Source organism: Brevibacterium aurantiacum (assembly GCF_900169065.1).
Classification (GTDB): Bacteria; Actinomycetota; Actinomycetes; order Actinomycetales; family Brevibacteriaceae; genus Brevibacterium; species Brevibacterium aurantiacum.
Window position 1 is genome coordinate 1 of sequence record NZ_FXZB01000013.1, and the last position, 14,834, is coordinate 14,834.

Below are 14,834 nucleotides of genomic sequence, written 5' to 3' on the forward strand. Positions count from 1 at the left end.
CACCACACCTGGGTTGATTCCTAGGAAGAGACACTGAACATGCTTCCAGAGCATGTTTAATCCTGTCTTGCCTTACTGTTTACTGGGGAAGGGGCCTATCCTGTACACACATTTATGCCGCTAACCCATCACGATTGGCGGATATTACGGTGTCGTCGACGCAGTTGCTATAACGTGGATCGCATCAGCGATTTCCACCGATCCGACGGGAGACACCGTGTACGATTTCAGCGCCGCCGAAGCCGAGGTCACTTCTCTGTGCCAGCAGCTCATCCGCATCGACACCCAGAACTGGGGCGGCAACAAGGTCAATCCTGAACGCCCTGCCGCGGATCTCATCGCCGCCTGGTTCGACGAGGTGGGCCTGGAGTCCACCATCATCGAATCGGAACCGGGACGGGCCTCGCTGGTGGCAAGGATCAAGGGCACAGACCCAGATGCCGACGCTCTCGTCGTCCACGGCCACACCGATGTGGTCCCGGCGGCAGCCGAGGATTGGAGCGTGGACCCCTTCGCCGGTGTCATCAAGGATGAGCTGCTCTGGGGTCGCGGGGCCGTTGACATGAAGGACATGGACGCGATGATCATCGCCGCCGTCCGAGACATGCTGCGCCAGGGTCTGCGTCCCCGTCGTGATCTCATCATCGCCTTCTTCGCCGACGAGGAAGCCGGGGGCAACTACGGCGCCCGGTACATGGTCCGCAATCACCCGGAGCTCTTCTCCGGTGCCACCGAAGCGATCTCCGAGGTCGGCGGCTACTCCGTCGATGTCCGAGGTCAGCGTGTCTACCTCGTCCAGACAGCTGAGAAGGGACTCGCCTGGCTCAACCTCATCGCACATGGGACGGCCGGCCACGGCTCCCAGCGCAACGACGACAATCCGGTGACGCGTCTCGCTGCCGCTATTGCGCGCATCGGCGAATACCCATGGCCGCAGGAGATCCCGGTGGCCACCAGGCAGCTCCTCGAGGGCGTCGCAGAGATCACCGGAATCGAATTCCGTGCCGATACGATCGGCGAGCTCCTGGCTGAACTGGGTTCGGTCGAGAAGTTCGTCGCACCCACCCTGCAGAACACCTCGAATCCCTCATTCCTCAACGCCGGCTACAAGCACAACGTCATCCCGGGCACGGCCACCGCCTACGTCGACTGCCGCACCCTGCCGGGTCAGCACGAGGATGTGATGCTCAAGATCAAGGAGCTCGCGGGGGAGGGCATCGACATCGAGGCCAATGACGAGGGGGACGCACTGGAGGCCCCCTTCGACACCCCGCTGGTTGCTCAGATGCAGAAGAGCCTGCTCGATGACGATCCCACAGCAAAGGTTCTGCCCTACACGCTCTCAGGCGGCACCGACAACAAGTCCATGGCGGAGCTGGGAATCACCGGCTACGGGTTCGCCCCACTGCAGCTGACCGGCGATCTCGACTTTCCAGCCATGTTCCACGGCGTCGACGAGCGGGTGCCCATTTCGGCGCTCAAGTTCGGGGCGAGGGTCCTGGGCGATTTCCTGATGAAGACATAATCGTAATCGCGATTCCGACGAGCACCAGGGCGGCGCTGAGGACCGTCGTGGTGCTCACCAGGGATCCGGGAATCGGCAGCAGGAGATCAAGCAGCAACGCGCCGAGGAGATTCCCGAACAGCGAGAACAGGCTGAGCAGGAGGACACCGAGTTTGGCCACAGTCAGAGCGGTCAGCCCGATGAAGATGACTCCGAAGGCTCCGCCGAGCAGCATCCACCACTGAGTCGGTTCCGTCGGGAAGCCTGCCCAGGACACTCCGCTGAGCATAATGACTCCCGCAGCCACGAGAAGCGCGAGGAACCCCACCGCGAAGTTCACAGTGGTGGCCACGATGACCGACCCGGTGGCTGACTTGATCCGTCCGTTGAACGCCTGCTGCACGGAGGTCAGAGCACCGGAGACGAAGGGCAGAAGCAGAGCCCACAGGGGGACTCCGAGCGTGAGCCTCTCCGACGCGCCGTAGACCAGGGCCGCGATGACGACGATGACCCCGAAGACCCGGAGGACCGTCAGACGCTGTTTCCCGCCCGGCGGCAGGCGTGTGGAATCGACGGCAAGGCCACCGGTGACCTGACCGGAGACAAAGGCCATCGTGAACATGGCGACGCCCATGATCGGGACAGTCGAGGCCTGGGCGATGACGACGAGGCCGCCGCTGAGACCGCCGAGGAGCATCCACCACGGCATCGCACGGCTGCGAACCAGGCGGATCAGAGTCCGCGCACCGGTCCGAGAGCGCGAGGAGCACAGCATCGTCGTCCCCACGAGGATGAGCCCGACGATGAAGGACACGAGCGCGGCGAAGACCGAATGGCCCAGAACCGGGCCGAGGAGGCCGTTGGCGCGACCTTGGAGAGACATGGCACCGCCGGCCACGATGGTGACGAAGCCGGCGAAGAGGACAGGAAGAAGCGCAGCGGGTGATTTCACAGGAGTGGTGTCAGCTGCTCAACGTCAGAGGCATGATCTTGCGACGCAGCCAGACAGTCTTGGTGCCTCCCATGGAGATCCGAGTCCGGGCGAGCTCCCACTTGCCGTATTCGGCCTCATCGTTGAGTTCCTGAAGACTGACCGAGCGGGGTGTATCTCTGGAGAACGAGACCTTGCGAAACTCATAGGTCATGGCCGGACGCTGACGTTTCATAGGCCCACTGTAGATGATCTGGGCTAGGGTTGATGGCATGCCCGTCATCGTTCTCCTCAGGCACGGCGTATCCAGTGCGAACACAGCAGGGATCCTCGCCGGGCGCGCTCCCGGCGTGTCGCTGACCGATCAGGGTATCAGCGCCCTTCGTGAGACCCTGCGGATGCTCCCGAACCAACACTTCTCCCGCCTGCTGCATTCGCCGCTTCTGCGGTGTGAGCAGACCGCAGAGATCGCGCGGGAGACGATCAGCGCCGACACCGTGGCAGCCATCGACGATCTCATCGAGCTCGACTACGGGGAGTGGACGGGACGCAGTCTCAAGGACCTCGGTGGTGAAGAACTGTGGAAGACCGTCATCGACAATGCATCCCAAGCACGTTTCCCCGGCGGAGAGTCCATCGCCGAGGCGGCTGAGCGTGCCGTCGCACGCGTAGCGACCGTCGTCGAGGAGCTGCGTAATGAAGAGCGCGACGACGAGAAGCAGCGAGACCCAAACTCCGATGAGAAGAAGACCAGCACCAGCCGGTGGGCGATGCTCGTCTCTCATGGAGACATCATCAAGGCGCTCATCGCCGACGCGCTGGCCATGCCGCTCGACGACTTTCAGCGCATCAGCGTGGCACCGGGCTCATTCACCGTCATCGACTACTCAGGACCCCGACCCGTGCTGAGTGCAATGTCGATCACCGCCGCAGGGCTGGCCGAGGGGAACACGCCGGGCGGCGGAGGGCTGCGCTGAAGTTCGTTCCTTGAAGCATTGAAGGTTCCTTGACTCGCTGAAGGGCGGTCACCGCAGCTGCTGTGACCGCCCTTCTCTCGGCTTGACCCCTTGGGTCGTTATCCGATGGCTCGGGTGGCGGCGGTGGCTCAGGTGGCGGCGAGAACGCCGGTGCCCAGCAGAACGTAGAGCACGAGACCCAGGGCCACGCGGTACCAGACGAAGATCGCGAACGACTTCGTCTTCACGTATCCGAGGAACCAATGGATGACGAGGAGTCCGAGTCCGAAGGCGATGATGGTGGCGAGGATCGTCGGGCCCCAGCCGATGACCATGTCCGTGCTGCCCAGCGTCTGGAAGACGGAATAGAAGCCTGAGCCCAGGACGGCCGGGATGGCGAGCAGGAACGAATAGCGGGCGGCTGCCGGGCGGTCGAAGCCCATGAAGCGTCCAGCCATGATCGTGCCGCCGGACCGCGAGACTCCGGGGATGAGGGCAAGCGCCTGGGCGAAGCCGTAGGCGATGCCCTGGCCCCAGGTCATATCCTCGAGAGTGCGTTCCTTCTTGCCCACCCAGTCGGCGAGGCCGATGATGAGACCGAAGACGATGAGCATGGTCGCGGTGATCCACAGGCTGCGCAGGGCACCTTCGATAGCGTCCTGGAAGAGCAGACCCAGGATGACGATGGGGATGGAGCCCACGATGATCAGCCAGCCGAGCCGGACCTCCGGGTCCTTGCGGTCATGCTTTCCGACCAGCGCCTTGCACCATTTGGAGATGATGGAGACGATGTCGCGCCAGAAGTAGACGACGACAGCCGCCTCGGTGCCGATCTGGATGATGGCGGTGAAGAACGCTCCCGGGTCCTGGCCCGGCAGCATGAACTCTCCGACGATGCGCACATGTGCAGAGGATGAGATCGGGAGAAATTCCGTCAGTGCCTGAACGATGCCGAGCACAGCGGCGACCAGCCAGTCGTACATGCGTCTCCTAGAGAAAGTGGGGTGGGAACGAAACCACGGTAGTCGCCGAATCGGGTAACCTCAACAATCATGAAGCAACAACGCCTCGGCAGCACCGGTCTTGAAGTCAGCGAAGTGGGTCTCGGCACATTCGAATGGGGGCACCGGGTCGACGCCGCAGTCGCACAGCGACTCGTCGACGAGTACGTCGGTGCTGGTGGGAACCTCATTGAGCTTCCCAGTTCAGGTGTCCACGCGGCCCAGGTGCTGTCCCAGCTGAGACTTTCTGAGGAGATCGTGTTGGTTGCCCGAGTGGGCGTGTCAATGAGTGAGCCATCCCACATCGAGGTGGGTCTGGGGCGAGCTCGGATCCTTGACCAGGTGGATTCGCTGCTGCGCACGACCGCACGCTCGCACATCGATGTGCTCATCCTCGATGTCTTCGATGCTGACGTGGACAGGGCAGAGACCGCCTCGGCGATCGACACCCTGCTGACATTGGGCAAGATCCGCTACGTCGGTGTGTCTCACCACGCCGGCTGGGAACTGGCGGAGATGCGCGGAGCGGGCGTGCCGATCGCCTGCGCCTTGACCGAATACTCCCTGCTCAACAGGGAGGCGGAGAACGATCTGCTGCCCGCAGCCAACTATGCAGGGGTGGGACTCATCGCCGGTGCCAGCCTGGGCAGGGGAGTGCTGAGCGACAAATATCGGCGCGGCACTCCACAGGACTCGCGTTTCGCGGTGGGTGAACTCACCGACTATGTGGGTGCCTACCTCGACGAACGTTCGACTCGGGTGCTGGCAGGAGTCCGCAAGGCTGCGGCTGCACTGGGCGTGACCACGGCGGACATCGCACTGGCATTCAACAGGTACCAGGGCATCACGTCGTCACTGGTCTCCGCCCGTACCCCCGAACAGCTGTCCCAGGTGGTCAGCAGCGAGGTCGAACTCGAACCCGAGATCGCCGAGGTGCTCGATCAGATCTCCTGATCCTGCAGCCTGATTGACCAGGTTCAGGCTGACTGACCAGGTTTCAGACAGGGTCGACGAAGCTCAGTCGTCCTCGTCATCGTCCTCGACGGCGAAATCACCGTCGAGGTCGTTGTCGTCGTCATCCTCCTTGGCGTCTTCGACATCGTCGAAGAGCTCGAACGGAGTGACCTCGTCGTACGCGGTATAGATCGCGTCCTCATAGATTTCGAAGGCGTCGGCTAAGGCCATGTAGGCAGCTTCGACACGGGGGTCTTGGTCTCCATTGCGGTGTGCGGATGCAGCGAAGTGCTCACCCACTGCTTCGAGGAATGCGTCCAGGGCCTCACGAGGATCAGTGCTCATGACTCAAATGTATCCCAGGGAAGTCGGACATGTAAGTCTTTGAACTAGGCTGAAGGCATGGCAGCTTTGTACGACCACCCCACCCCAGAACGTTTCATCGTCGGCACGATCGGTCTGCCCGGCGAGCGAACGTTCCTCTTGCAGGCGAAATCAGGAAGTTCACTGACGACGGTGGTGGTGGAGAAGGAACAGGTCGAGATCCTCGCCGATCGGATCACCGAACTTCTCGACATGGTCATGGTCAAAGACCCTGCGGCGCGAGTGCCCCAATCTGCCATCGACGAACGCATCGACAACGCCGGCCTCAACGTGCCGATCGAACCGGAGTTCCGGGTCGGCACCATGAGCCTGGGGTGGGACACCGTCGCCCACGAGCTCGTGGTCGAATGCTTCGAACTCACCGAAGCGGACGCTCAGACGGGCACCTCGGCAGAACCCGACGACGATGAAGTGGACCGGGAGGTGCTGCGCATCGTTCTCGACGCCGCCGGCTCCCGCGAATTCGCGCGCCGAGCCGACCAGGTCGTCTCCGCCGGTCGTGGCGACTGCCCCTTCTGTTCGCTGCCGTTGGAGCCAGAAGGCCACCTGTGCCCCCGCGCCAATGGGATTGCGCGAACCTGAGTCCCATGCACGAAGATTTCGCCAGGCAGGCTCTGGAAGAAGGCTCCTGCACCGTGATGGGGGCAATCCCACGAGCCAGCAACGACACTCGCCTGGTGGTCGTCGACCATGCCGGCACACACCTCAAAGCCGTCTACAAACCGGCATCGGGAGAACGTCCCCTCGCCGATTTTCCGCAGCACACCCTCTCATTGCGTGAAGTGGCGTCCTACCGACTGAGCTCCCACCTCGACCTCAACGTGGTCCCGCCAACCGTCCTGCGCGAAGATCTGGGGGCAGGGATAGGCTCCCTGCAGGCCTACGTCGAGGACGCCGGCGACGATGACTCTGTGTCCCTCACCACGGTCAACGCCATCCCGGCCGATCACACCCCGATGTTCGCCCTGCGCACCGAGGACGGCACCGATCTCGTGCTGTCCCACGACACCGGGGACGAACTCCGAGCGATCGCCTTCTTCGACCTTCTGGCCAACAACGCCGACAGAAAAGCCGGCCACATCATCACCGGCAGCTACCTGCCGGGCAGCGGCCCGACCAGCATCGGCACCTACGGCATCGACAACGGTCTGACATTCCATGCCGAGGAGAAGCTGCGGACCGTACTGTGGGGATTCTCTCGCTCGTCGTTCCGGGTGGAAGAACTCGATGCTCTCGACGAGGTGGCTCGAATGCCCACGGAGCTGGTCTCCGCGCTGGAGGAGTGCCTGGACGAGGACGAAATCGAGAGCCTGCAGCGCCGCGCCGAGGCGTTGGGGGAGGCCGGAACCTTCCCCGAACCGCCCGAAGATCGGACCGTCATCCCCTGGCCGCCGATCTAGGCTGAGAAACGACCGCGAGAATCGTCTGAGGCAGGAAGTGCCGTTCTGCTATGACTCGGTTAGGCTAGTCTCCGTGAAGTCATGGTCCGAACCTCAGCTACCCCGCCTCACCAGCTCCGGAAAGGTGCCGACAGTCTTCGACACCGGCACTCGGAGCCCACGCAGACTCAAAGGGCGTGACCAGGCAGCGGGTCTCTATGTATGTGGAATCACCCCGTACGACGCCACCCACCTCGGTCACGCCGCAACCTATGTCGCGTTCGACCTGCTCAACCGGGTTTGGCGCGACGCGGGGCTCGACGTCGTCTATGTGCAGAACACCACCGACGTCGATGACCCCCTGCTTGAGCGGGCCGACGCGACCGGTGTCGATTGGCGTGAACTCGCTGAATCCCAGATCGAACTCTTCCGCGAGGACATGAGCGCACTGCGTGTGCTTCCTCCGCAGAGCTACATCGGCGTCGTCGAGTCCGTCGACCAGATCGTGAAGGCGGTGGAAGACCTCGTTGATTCGCGGGCCGCCTACACCCTCGACAACGGTGACGTGTACTACCGAGTCTCTACCCCGATCAATCCGCCCTTCGGCAGCGTCAGCCACGATGATCGGGCCACGATGGCCAAACTCTCCGCCGAACGCGGCGGGGATCCGGAGACTCCGGGCAAGGACAATGAGATCGACCCGCTGCTGTGGAAAGCCGCACGCGAAGGCGAACCGTCCTGGGACGGCGGAAAGCTCGGGCCGGGACGCCCGGGATGGCACATCGAATGCACCGTCATCGCCGACAAGTATGCCGGGCTTCCTGTCGACGTCCAGGGTGGCGGCAGCGACCTCGTGTTCCCACACCATGAGATGAGCGCAGCCCACGCGGCTGCGTGGAAGCAGACACCTTTGGCCCGGACCTACATGCACACCGGCATGGTCGGATACCAGGGCGAGAAGATGAGCAAATCGAAGGGCAACCTGGTGCTCGTGTCGAAGCTGCGCGAACAGGGTGTTGATCCGATGGTCATTCGCACCGTGCTGCTGTCGAACCACTACCGCAGCGACTGGAACTTCACCGAGGACCTGCTGGAAACCGCCTCGGCGCGGCTGAAGGCCTGGAGGCATGCGGCGATGTGCGAAGCCGAATGTCGGGAAGGACTGCGCGGGCACATCATCGGGCTGCTGCGTGAGTCCCTGGCAGATGACCTCGACAGCCCCCGTGCATTGGGCATTCTCGACGAATGGGCCGAGCACTACGCTGACTCACCCGCGGCCGAGACCGCGCCGGTGTGCGGAGACAGGGTCGCCGACGCCGTCGACGCCCTGCTCGGCATCAATCTGCACGCCTGACCGACCCTGAGGGTCTGACCGACTCTGAGAGCCTGACTGGCTCTCAGAGTCGACTGGCTCTCGGGCTCGACTACCTCTCGCGACCGCGTTTGCGTAGGTAGCGCTCGAACTCGGCGGCGATCGCATCGCCGCTGGCTTCGGGCAGCTCAGTGGAGTCATTGAGTTCTTCGAGTCCCTTGAGCAGCTCCACCAGATGTGGGTTGAGCGCGACCAGCTCATCAGCACCGAGTTCCCAGGCTCGGCTCTCTTCTTCGAGCACGGGAATGTCGATCTCGTGCCCGGTGTACTTCTCCACCGCCGAGGCGAGGGCCAGTTCTGCCTTGGGTGAGGGGGAGTCGGTGAGGTAGTCGGGCACGCCGACCCACAGGTTGATCGCGCGCAGCCCGCGTCTGTCGCATTCGACGCCGAGGAGGCCGAGAATGCCGATCGGACCCGAATACCCGTTGACATCGATGCCCAGATGAGTGGCGAGGCGAATGTCTTCGGTGTTCGCAACGACTGGCAGCGGTCGCGTGTGCGGGACCTCGGCGTGCAGCCCTCCGAGCAGGACCACGCAATCCTCGGCGGTGACCTCGGCGAGGATGAGGGACAGGAACTCACGCCACTTCAGACCCGGCTCATGTCCCTGAATGATGGTGATCGGGGTGCCCATGTGCTGCCCCCGATGGACTTCGATGCCCGGCCAGGCGATCGTTGCGCGGTTCGATTCGTCTCGCACGATCTCAGGTTCTGAGAATCTGAACTCATAGAAGCCGTCGGTGTCCAAGATCTCACTGTCGTTGAGTTCCCACGCATCGATGAGATCCTTGACCAGCGAACTTGCGGCTTCGGAAGCATCCGCATCCTGCCCTTCGAAGGCGATGAACACGAGTGCCCCGGACCCTGATGGAAGAAAAGTCATGCTTCCAGATTACGCTGGAATCATGACGAATCCTGCCGCAGTCCTCTGGGACATGGACGGAACTCTGGTTGATACGGAACCGTATTGGATCAGGGCCGAGACCGAACTGATGAACGCTCACGGCATTGACTGGTCCGAAGAGCAGGGCCTGGAATTCGTGGGCAATGATCTGCTCACCTCTGCGGCGATGATGCAGGACGCGGGACTCGACCTGCCCGCCCGAGAGATCGTCGACACCCTCCTCGACGAGGTCGTTGCGAAGATCGAAGCCTCAGTGCCGTTCCGTCCGGGAGCTCTTGAGTTCCTCGACGCGATCGTGAGTGCCGGAATTCCCTGCGTGATGGTCACAATGTCCTATCGCCGACTCGCCGAAGCCGTCATCTCGGCATGCCCGGAGGGCAGCTTCGTCGGCCTCATCGCCGGCGACGAGGTCAGCGCCGGCAAACCGGATCCCGAGCCCTACCTCAAGGGTGCGGCGCTGCTGGGGCTGGAACCGGGAGCCTGCGTGGCGCTCGAAGACTCAAAGCCTGGGTTGGCCAGCGCGGAAGCGGCCGGGACCATCGCCATCGGCATCCCGCACCTGGTTGAGCTCGAACAGCGCCCGGGCCGGAACCTGTGGTCGAGCCTTCAGGGGCGCGGTGTTGCTGACCTGCAGGAGCTCACGTCCCGACTATCCGTGTGATCTCCGGAGTCGGTGGGGGAGTGTTCCCCCATGCCGGGCACAGCGGTTTGAAGGTGCACCAGTTGCACAGGGGTGATTTCTTCGGACGCCAGCGATCAGCCTCGGCGGAGGCGATGATGTCCTTCCAGATCGACTCGATCTCAAACTGGGTGCGCTCGATGTCACTCATCGTGGGATGAGACTTGAGGATGGACTGCGACCCCAGATACATGAGCTGCAGAGTGTGGACGAGTTCACCCGTGAGCCGATATTCGACGAGGGCGTAGAAGCCCATCTGGAAATGGGCCTCCCTGCCGTATTGGGGTTTGGGCTGCTTTCCGGTCTTGTAGTCGACCAGACGCTTCTCACCGCCCGGGGCGACATCAACCCGATCGATGAAGCCGCGCAGCTCGAGACCGTTGTCGAGCTGGGTGCGGACATACTTCTCCGTCTGCTCCGGTTCGAGGTGCTCGGGGAACTCGAGACTGAAGTAGGCACGCAGCAGGTTTGCGGCCGTAGTGAAGAAGGTCTCCTTCTCACCCTCGTCTCCGAAGATCTCCAGCACTTCGGGGTCCTTGTCGACGAGTTCGTCCCAGCTGGGACGCAGCAGCGACTCGGCGACATCCTGGGTCCGTCGTGCAGCGGGCAGCTCAAAGAGCTTCTCGAGCACGGAGTGGACGACCGTGCCCCTGAAGGCGGCCTGCGAAGGCGGCTCCGGCAGCTTGTCGATGCTGCGGAATCGGAATTTCAAGGGACATTGTACGAAGTCGTTTGCCCGTGAGGGCGAAAGACTGATCAGCTCGGCCATGTGACTACTCTAACGACTTGCCCTGACACGACGCGTCAGAACACGTCGAGGACCCCGTCGCTGTTAGGCTGAGTAGACCCGACCCCAAGCAAGAGGAACTCCTTCCATGTCCGCGAAAAATCACCAGACTGGTGCCTCTTCGGGCTTGCGCCTGGGGACTGTTCTCGGCGCCCCGGTGATCCTGGCCTGGTCATGGTTCCTCGCCGCCATCGTGATCACGATCCTGTTCGCCCCGTGGGTGAATACCGTCCGGCCCGACCTCGGTGTCTGGGCCTGGTTCGTCGCCTTCGCGTATGCGGTCCTCCTGTTCGCGTCGGTCTTCCTCCACGAACTGGCACACGGTGTCGCCGGCCAGTTCTACGGGCTCAAGGTCGCCGCGATCGAACTCAACATCTGGGGTGGATTCACCCGGTTCGAGCCGCAGGCCGACAATCCTCGTGACAAGGCGGCGCTCACCAGCTTCGTCATCTCCATCGTCGGTCCGATCGTCAACATCGTGCTGGCGCTGCTGGGCTGGTGGTGCCTGAGCGCGGTCTCGCCGACCTCGGTGCCGTGGCTCCTGCTGATCGCGGTCACCTTCGCCAACGTCGCCCTCGGCGCGATCAACCTGCTGCCGGGCATTCCGCTCGACGGAGGGTGGGCTCTGCAGGCTCTGATGTGGAGACTGACCGGCTCGCAGTACCTGGGCACGATCGTTGCCAGCTGGGTCGGGCGAGTCATCGCCATCGGCTTCATCGGCTGGTCTGTCATCACCCCGCTGCTGGCCGGAGAGCGTCCCGACCCTCTGACGGTGGCGTGGATGTCGCTGATCGCCATCATGCTGTGGTTCTCCGCCGGAGACGCGGCAACTCACGCGAAGCGGGCCCGGAAGATGGAGACCTACGACCTCTCCCAGGTGATCCAGCCGGCTATCGCCGCAACCTGGGACGCCGATCTTGCGGACACTCTCGACTACGCGAACACGCTGGGCAATGCGAAGGAACGCACCCTCATCGTCGTCCTCGACCAGAAGGGCCTGCCCTACGGCCTCGTTGACAGGCATGCCGCTGCCGGCCGCCTCGCCGAGTCCTTGGACCAGGTCCCGGCCGGAGAAGTCGCCCGCCCCCTCGCCGGGTGGATCGGTGTCCCGAAGGACATCACAGCACCCCATCTGCTCGAGTCGCTGACACATCGCCCCAAGGCGCAATTCAGCCTGGTCATGGACGAGAACACCCTGGTGGGCGTGATCGACCTGCAGGAATTCTTCGACGAGCTTCTCGCAGCCTGAACCAGGTGTGCTGAGACACTTCCCATCAGCGTAGAGTGGACGCATCATGACTGAGGCAAGCCATACCGATCCCCGCCGGGCCCTGAAGATCGGCGAGAAGATTCAGCTCACCGACCCCAAGGGCCGTATGCACACCATCGTGCTCGCTCCCGGTGAGCTGTTCCACACCCACAAGGGACTCATCGAACACGACGCCATCATCGGTCGCACCGAAGGCATCATCGTGTCGAACACCGGGGGCATCGACTTCCAGGTCTTCCGTCCCCGCTACGAGGACTTCGTCCTGTCCATGCCCCGAGGGGCCGCGGTCGTCTATCCCAAGGACTCCGGGCTCATCGTCACCCTCGGCGACATCTTCCCCGGTGCAGTCGTCGTCGAAGCAGGCGTCGGATCCGGGGCACTGTCCATGGCCCTGCTGCGGGCAGTCGGTCCCACCGGACGGCTGCACTCCTTCGAACTGCGCGAAGAGTTCGCGACCATCGCCGCCGGGAACATCGCAGATTTCTTCGACGGACGCCCCGACAACTGGTCGGTCACCGTGGGGGACCTGAGCGAGGAGCTGCCTCAGGCCTACGAGCCAGGCACCGTCGACCGGGTCGTCCTGGACATGCTCACACCGTGGAACACTCTAGACGCGGTGAGCGGGGCTCTGGCACCCGGGGGAGTCGTCATCGCCTATGTGGCCACCGTGCCCCAGCTCTCTCGCTTCGTAGAGGCGCTGCGGGCCACCGAATGCTTCAGCGAACCTCAGTCGATGGAAGCCATGGTCAGAGGCTGGCACGTGGATGGACTCGCCGTCCGTCCCGATCACCGGATGATCGCCCACACCGGCTTCCTCGTCATCGCCCGACGCATGGCACCCGGAGTCGCCCCGTTGGAGAAGAAGAAACGACCACAGGGCGCCCCGGCATCGAGCGAAGACGTTGATGCCTGGACGAAACCGGAAGTCACCAACGAAGCCGTCGGCGCCAGAGTCGCACAGGGAAAGAAACTGCGTCGCGTCATGCGCGAAGCAGGAAAACGGTTGGACCACGACGTGTCGACTCCCGAGTCGGACACTCAAGGGTCGAAGGAGGACCAATGACCGAGACCACGCCCGAAGCCAAACGTCAGCGCGAGGACACTGCGGCATTGCGCCAACAGCTCTTCAGCGCCGGAAAACGCAACGAAGCCCTGTCGAAGACCCTGCGCACAGCACGCGATGAGCTCAACAGGATCAAGGAAGAGGCCCGTCGACTGACGGAGCCGCCGAACAACTGGGGCACGCTCATCGGGCTCGGCGATAAGGGACTGAACGCGGACGTCATCGTCGGCGGACGCCGAATGCGCGTCGCCGTCGGCCCCGAGGTGGACCCTGCCGAGCTGCGTGCCGGCACCGACGTGCTGCTCTCCGAAGGCCTCGTCATCATCGGGACCGGCTCCTTCGCCCCGGTGGGCTCGGTCGTCAACGTGCGTGAGTTCGTCGACGACACCCGCATCCTCGTCGGCGCTCCCGGCGATGATGAGCAGGTCTTCATCCTCGGCGAAGATCTCATCGACTCCGGACTGCGCGTCGGAGACGCCGTGGTCGTCGACACCCGTACTCACTACGCCCTCCAGGTTGTTGAGAAGCCGGAAGTCTCCTCGCTGCTGCTCGAAGAGGTCCCGGACATCACCTACTCCGACATCGGTGGACTGGCCGACCAGATCGGTCAGATCAAGGACGCAGTGGAGCTGCCCTTCGAACACCCTCAGCTCTACACCGAGCACGGCCTCAAACCACCCAAGGGCATCCTGCTCTACGGCCCACCCGGCTGCGGCAAGACGCTGATCGCGAAGGCCGTGGCCAACTCGCTGGCAGATCGAACCGGAGCAGGCCAGTCTCGGAAGACCTACTTCCTCAACATCAAGGGCCCCGAGCTGCTCGACAAGTACGTCGGTGAGACCGAACGTCAGCTGCGACTCATCTTCGCCCGGGCTCGGGAGAAGGCTTCGGCCGGGTTCCCCGTCGTCGTCTTCTTCGACGAGATGGAATCGCTGTTCCGCACGCGCGGCACCGGCAAGTCCTCGGACGTGGAGACGACGATCGTGCCGCAGCTGCTGACCGAGATAGATGGTGTCGAACAGCTCGACAATGTCATCGTCATCGGCGCATCGAACCGTGAGGACCTCATCGACCCGGCCATTCTGCGCCCGGGACGCCTCGATGTGAAGATCCGCATCGAACGTCCCGATGCTGATGCGGCCCGAGACATCTTCGAGAAGTACCTCACCGTCGACCTGCCGCTGCACCCGAGCGTGCTGTCAGGACATGAGACCCCCGCCGAGGCGGTGTCGGCCCTGATCTCGTTCTGTGTCGATCGCATGTTCGCCCTGTCGCCGGAGAACGAATTCGTCGAAGTCACCTATGCCGACGGAGCGAAGGAAGTCCTGCACTTCGCGGACTTCGCCTCCGGTGCCATGATCCACAACATCGTGGACCGGGCGAAGAAGAGCGCGATCAAATCTCTGCTCGAGACGGGTGAACGCGGTCTGCAGCCCAGGCACTTCGAAGAGGCCATCGCCGAGGAATTCAGCGAGCACGAAGATCTGCCCAATACGACGAATCCCGACGAATGGGCCCGAATCTCAGGACGCAAGGGGGAGCGGGTGACTCATCTGCGGATGATGCACCTGGATACGACTCGTGGAGCGCCTGCGGTGCCTTTGGAGTCGGACATCGCCGAGGTGTACCCGAACTCAGATCTGGTCTGAT

Annotated in this window: 16 protein-coding genes; 10 read left to right on the forward strand and 6 right to left on the reverse strand. The window is 63.2% G+C overall.

All coding sequences use genetic code 11. The features are described 5' to 3' along the window. The first annotated feature begins 217 nt into the window (after positions 1 to 217). Positions 218 to 1,525 carry a M20/M25/M40 family metallo-hydrolase gene (locus BAUR9175_RS10140; protein WP_035277984.1) on the forward strand — a complete coding sequence of 436 codons (1,308 nt, stop codon included), beginning with the start codon at positions 218 to 220 and terminating at the stop codon, positions 1,523 to 1,525. Here the strand turns inward: BAUR9175_RS10140 and BAUR9175_RS10145 are convergent. Next, entirely contained in the window at positions 1,479 to 2,456 is a 978-nt protein-coding gene (locus BAUR9175_RS10145; protein WP_009881312.1) for a DMT family transporter, read from the reverse strand. The genes BAUR9175_RS10140 and BAUR9175_RS10145 overlap by 47 nt on opposite strands. A gap of 10 nt (positions 2,457 to 2,466) precedes the next feature. Then, positions 2,467 to 2,670 carry a DUF5703 family protein gene (locus BAUR9175_RS10150; protein WP_029416462.1) on the reverse strand — a complete coding sequence of 68 codons (204 nt, stop codon included), beginning with the start codon at positions 2,668 to 2,670 and terminating at the stop codon, positions 2,467 to 2,469. Between the two features lie 37 nt (positions 2,671 to 2,707). Between BAUR9175_RS10150 and BAUR9175_RS10155 the strand changes: the two genes are divergently transcribed. After that, complete coding sequence (locus BAUR9175_RS10155; protein ID WP_101583670.1) at positions 2,708 to 3,412, forward strand: histidine phosphatase family protein; 705 nt, start codon at positions 2,708 to 2,710, stop codon at positions 3,410 to 3,412. Between the two features lie 128 nt (positions 3,413 to 3,540). On the opposite strand, the gene BAUR9175_RS10160 is transcribed toward BAUR9175_RS10155, so the two are convergent. After that, positions 3,541 to 4,374 carry an undecaprenyl-diphosphate phosphatase gene (locus BAUR9175_RS10160; RefSeq protein ID WP_009881309.1) on the reverse strand — a complete coding sequence of 278 codons (834 nt, stop codon included), beginning with the start codon at positions 4,372 to 4,374 and terminating at the stop codon, positions 3,541 to 3,543. Between the two features lie 69 nt (positions 4,375 to 4,443). Here BAUR9175_RS10160 and BAUR9175_RS10165 point away from each other — a divergent pair, with 69 nt between their 5' ends. Beyond that, positions 4,444 to 5,346 (forward strand): aldo/keto reductase, encoded by a 903-nt coding sequence (locus tag BAUR9175_RS10165; RefSeq protein ID WP_069600211.1) that lies wholly within the window; start codon positions 4,444 to 4,446, stop codon positions 5,344 to 5,346. A gap of 63 nt (positions 5,347 to 5,409) precedes the next feature. Here BAUR9175_RS10165 and BAUR9175_RS10170 read toward each other — a convergent pair whose 3' ends face one another. Continuing rightward, positions 5,410 to 5,691, reverse strand: a complete 282-nt coding sequence (locus BAUR9175_RS10170) for a hypothetical protein (RefSeq protein ID WP_009881307.1) — start codon at positions 5,689 to 5,691, stop codon at positions 5,410 to 5,412. A gap of 57 nt (positions 5,692 to 5,748) precedes the next feature. Here BAUR9175_RS10170 and BAUR9175_RS10175 point away from each other — a divergent pair, with 57 nt between their 5' ends. The 3 genes from BAUR9175_RS10175 to mshC all read left to right on the forward strand — a co-directional run bounded on the left by BAUR9175_RS10175 (position 5,749) and on the right by mshC (position 8,463). Then, a complete protein-coding gene (locus tag BAUR9175_RS10175) occupies positions 5,749 to 6,312 on the forward strand; it encodes a DUF3090 domain-containing protein (RefSeq protein ID WP_096145573.1) in 564 nt (187 codons plus the stop codon). Positions 6,313 to 6,317: 5 nt separating this feature from the next. Beyond that, complete coding sequence (locus BAUR9175_RS10180) at positions 6,318 to 7,130, forward strand: SCO1664 family protein (RefSeq protein ID WP_101583671.1); 813 nt, start codon at positions 6,318 to 6,320, stop codon at positions 7,128 to 7,130. 73 nt (positions 7,131 to 7,203) lie between these two features. Beyond that, the gene (gene mshC / locus BAUR9175_RS10185; RefSeq protein WP_009881304.1) at positions 7,204 to 8,463 is read left to right on the forward strand and encodes a cysteine--1-D-myo-inosityl 2-amino-2-deoxy-alpha-D-glucopyranoside ligase; all 1,260 of its coding nucleotides are present in this window, start codon (positions 7,204 to 7,206) and stop codon (positions 8,461 to 8,463) included. A gap of 70 nt (positions 8,464 to 8,533) precedes the next feature. Here the strand turns inward: mshC and BAUR9175_RS10190 are convergent, their stop codons facing one another. Further along, positions 8,534 to 9,364 (reverse strand): proteasome assembly chaperone family protein, encoded by an 831-nt coding sequence (locus BAUR9175_RS10190; RefSeq protein WP_009881303.1) that lies wholly within the window; start codon positions 9,362 to 9,364, stop codon positions 8,534 to 8,536. A gap of 22 nt (positions 9,365 to 9,386) precedes the next feature. Here BAUR9175_RS10190 and BAUR9175_RS10195 point away from each other — a divergent pair, with 22 nt between their 5' ends. Further along, positions 9,387 to 10,046 carry an HAD family hydrolase gene (locus BAUR9175_RS10195; protein WP_029416458.1) on the forward strand — a complete coding sequence of 220 codons (660 nt, stop codon included), beginning with the start codon at positions 9,387 to 9,389 and terminating at the stop codon, positions 10,044 to 10,046. Here BAUR9175_RS10195 and BAUR9175_RS10200 read toward each other — a convergent pair. Further along, on the reverse strand, positions 10,024 to 10,833 hold the full coding sequence (locus BAUR9175_RS10200; protein ID WP_029416455.1) for a RecB family exonuclease: 810 nt from the start codon (positions 10,831 to 10,833) through the stop codon (positions 10,024 to 10,026). The two genes, BAUR9175_RS10195 and BAUR9175_RS10200, sit on opposite strands and share 23 nt — an antisense overlap. A gap of 106 nt (positions 10,834 to 10,939) precedes the next feature. Between BAUR9175_RS10200 and BAUR9175_RS10205 the strand changes: the two genes are divergently transcribed. Genes BAUR9175_RS10205 through arc form a run of 3 tightly spaced genes read left to right on the forward strand, consistent with a single transcriptional unit; the run spans position 10,940 to position 14,833 of the window. Then, positions 10,940 to 12,100, forward strand: a complete 1,161-nt coding sequence (locus BAUR9175_RS10205; protein ID WP_009881300.1) for a site-2 protease family protein — start codon at positions 10,940 to 10,942, stop codon at positions 12,098 to 12,100. Positions 12,101 to 12,146: 46 nt separating this feature from the next. Then, the gene (locus BAUR9175_RS10210; RefSeq protein ID WP_009881299.1) at positions 12,147 to 13,184 is read left to right on the forward strand and encodes a tRNA (adenine-N1)-methyltransferase; all 1,038 of its coding nucleotides are present in this window, start codon (positions 12,147 to 12,149) and stop codon (positions 13,182 to 13,184) included. Further along, on the forward strand, positions 13,181 to 14,833 hold the full coding sequence (gene arc, locus BAUR9175_RS10215) for a proteasome ATPase (RefSeq protein WP_009881298.1): 1,653 nt from the start codon (positions 13,181 to 13,183) through the stop codon (positions 14,831 to 14,833). Before BAUR9175_RS10210 ends, arc begins: the two co-directional genes overlap by 4 nt. Position 14,834: the final 1 nt, after the last annotated feature.

What these genes read in the sequence shown, in the direction of transcription:
- BAUR9175_RS10150 (WP_029416462.1), bottom strand. Translation starts at nt 2,670, where the DNA reads ATGAAACGTCAGCGTCCGGCCATGACCTATGAGTTTCGCAAGGTCTCG.
- BAUR9175_RS10155 (WP_101583670.1), top strand. Translation starts at nt 2,708, where the DNA reads ATGCCCGTCATCGTTCTCCTCAGGCACGGCGTATCCAGTGCGAACACA.
- BAUR9175_RS10160 (WP_009881309.1), bottom strand. Translation starts at nt 4,374, where the DNA reads ATGTACGACTGGCTGGTCGCCGCTGTGCTCGGCATCGTTCAGGCACTG.
- BAUR9175_RS10165 (WP_069600211.1), top strand. Translation starts at nt 4,444, where the DNA reads ATGAAGCAACAACGCCTCGGCAGCACCGGTCTTGAAGTCAGCGAAGTG.
- BAUR9175_RS10170 (WP_009881307.1), bottom strand. Translation starts at nt 5,691, where the DNA reads ATGAGCACTGATCCTCGTGAGGCCCTGGACGCATTCCTCGAAGCAGTG.
- BAUR9175_RS10175 (WP_096145573.1), top strand. Translation starts at nt 5,749, where the DNA reads ATGGCAGCTTTGTACGACCACCCCACCCCAGAACGTTTCATCGTCGGC.
- BAUR9175_RS10180 (WP_101583671.1), top strand. Translation starts at nt 6,318, where the DNA reads ATGCACGAAGATTTCGCCAGGCAGGCTCTGGAAGAAGGCTCCTGCACC.
- BAUR9175_RS10190 (WP_009881303.1), bottom strand. Translation starts at nt 9,364, where the DNA reads ATGACTTTTCTTCCATCAGGGTCCGGGGCACTCGTGTTCATCGCCTTC.
- BAUR9175_RS10195 (WP_029416458.1), top strand. Translation starts at nt 9,387, where the DNA reads ATGACGAATCCTGCCGCAGTCCTCTGGGACATGGACGGAACTCTGGTT.
- BAUR9175_RS10200 (WP_029416455.1), bottom strand. Translation starts at nt 10,833, where the DNA reads ATGGCCGAGCTGATCAGTCTTTCGCCCTCACGGGCAAACGACTTCGTA.
- BAUR9175_RS10205 (WP_009881300.1), top strand. Translation starts at nt 10,940, where the DNA reads ATGTCCGCGAAAAATCACCAGACTGGTGCCTCTTCGGGCTTGCGCCTG.
- BAUR9175_RS10210 (WP_009881299.1), top strand. Translation starts at nt 12,147, where the DNA reads ATGACTGAGGCAAGCCATACCGATCCCCGCCGGGCCCTGAAGATCGGC.
- arc (WP_009881298.1), top strand. Translation starts at nt 13,181, where the DNA reads ATGACCGAGACCACGCCCGAAGCCAAACGTCAGCGCGAGGACACTGCG.